This is a genomic window from Brachyspira catarrhinii (assembly GCF_005518285.1).
Taxonomy (GTDB): domain Bacteria; phylum Spirochaetota; class Brachyspiria; order Brachyspirales; family Brachyspiraceae; genus Brachyspira; species Brachyspira catarrhinii.
This window is the reverse complement of sequence record NZ_SJDU01000413.1, coordinates 1-1,873: the sequence shown is the minus strand read 5'-3', so window position 1 is coordinate 1,873 and position 1,873 is coordinate 1. Positions and strand designations below refer to the sequence as shown.

At 39.4% G+C, this 1,873-nt stretch carries 1 protein-coding gene; it reads left to right on the top strand.

The annotated features are described in order from the left end of the window. Window positions 1–28: 28 nt before the first annotated feature. Window positions 29–1,423: a sialidase family protein gene (locus tag EZH24_RS11050; protein WP_137999165.1), complete on the top strand. Its 1,395-nt coding sequence runs from the start codon at window positions 29–31 to the stop codon at window positions 1,421–1,423. The last annotated feature ends 450 nt before the right edge of the window (window positions 1,424–1,873 follow it).

The following is a 1,873-nucleotide window of genomic DNA, read 5'->3' as shown; positions in this document are numbered from 1 at the left end:
AAATATATTTAAACGGAGGCTTTTCATTATGAAAACAGCTAAAAAAGTATTATTAATTATCTTAAGTATCCTTATGGTATTTACATGTAAGCGATACACCGAGCCAGAAGGTTCAAATACTGCAAACGAGCAAGATAACGGAACTGGTATTGTAGGCGGCGGCGACAATGGAAATTCTATCGCAGCCAACGACACGGGACCATTATCAGGAAGCGGAGGAGGAACGCAAGTAGGAAATTGGACATTGCCAAGAAACTCGCTCTCTCAAGAAGAACAAAATCAAGATTATGACCCCGAATATAATTCTATGGTTTTGTTTGAAAACGGCGGAATACCAGCTTTGACTACCACATCTACGGGAGTTTTAATAGCCGCTGTTGGAGATTATGACGGAAATATTTTCGTTAAAAGAAGTTTGGATTCTGGATATACTTGGCTAACCTCTCAACTTGGAGCGGGAGCTAATAGCCGTAATCCGTTTTTTATTAATTGTCATAACGGCGATGTTTTATTAGGAATTACAACAACATCCAACGATTATACAAATACTATTTTCTATAGAAGTTCGGATAATGGCGCAACTTGGACGAGAGAAGTAGAAATTCAAGTTCAAGATGTTGCTAAGACGGCTACTGGGCAAACTATCACTAACTTTGTAACTTACGGACAAGGCGTTACTTTAAGGCATGGCGCTAATGCAGGTCAGAATAAATTATTATTCCCGTATTATTATTTAACTAACAGTCAAAATAAAAATGCAACGGGCGTGTGGACGACTACTATAACCTCCGATAATGACGGCATAACTTGGAATAACAATATAAACAATATAAAAGCAGATGTGAAAACAAGAAAAGGCGGTAACCCATTAGGAAGTTTTACTTCATATGAGAGTAAATTATATGAAACTTACGATGGAAATATCTTAATTAATATGAGAAGCGCCGATTGGAAAAAAACTTCAACTACGGGACAGAATAATGTGATGTATTGGTCTCGTTCTTCCGATTGTGGTCAAAATTGGACAATCACAACTGTTCTACAAGAAGAATCTGCAAATGGCAAACATGCCGATTTAGTAAGATATGAATTCAACGGAAAACCTATTAAAACCGAAGGCTTAAAATATGGCTTAATGGCTCTCTCTCATTATGGACAAAACAGTTATAGCGTTAAACTTACTACCAACGATTTTAATAATGGAGATAAAAGCGGCAGTAAATATGCCTACACTGGCGAGATTGTAGCAAATAGCGGCGTGAGCGATGGTTATCCAGCAATAACAGTTCTATCGGACGGAACTATCGGCACTTTGACGGAAGAAGCTGACTCTTCAACCAAGATAATTTTCAGAAGATTCAATTTATATTGGCTTACTTATGGAGAGGAAAGCGTGGATTATAGCACGGATTTGAGATATTAATAACAAGGGGTAGCTACCCCTTGTTATAAGAATTTGGATTGCTTCAGACTTTGCCCTCGCACACGCTGTGCGCCGCGAGGCGATGACGACTGTTATGTCATTCGCCAGAGGCGTCCCTGTGGGAACGAGGACGAAGTCCGAAGTAATCCACAGAGTATAGAGATTGCCACGCCTCACGCCTACGGTGTCGAGGCTCGCAATGACGGAAAAAACACGGTCATTCGCCGCGAGGCGATGACAACGAACGAAATAACAAGGGGTTTTAACCCCTTGCATGTAAACTGCAGAGCGAACCCCTTGCATGTAAACTGCAGAGGAAACACAAGGGGCTGAAGCCACCTTGTTATTATAAAAATTTACGGAGGTTAGTATGAAATATTTAAAATATATCATCGCTATTATTTTAACGGTTATTTTGAGTATGATATTGGTTATATCATGCAAAAGTAT

Coding starts and splice junctions, on each gene's coding strand:
- EZH24_RS11050 (WP_137999165.1), top strand. CDS start 29: ATGAAAACAGCTAAAAAAGTATTATTAATTATCTTAAGTATCCTTATG.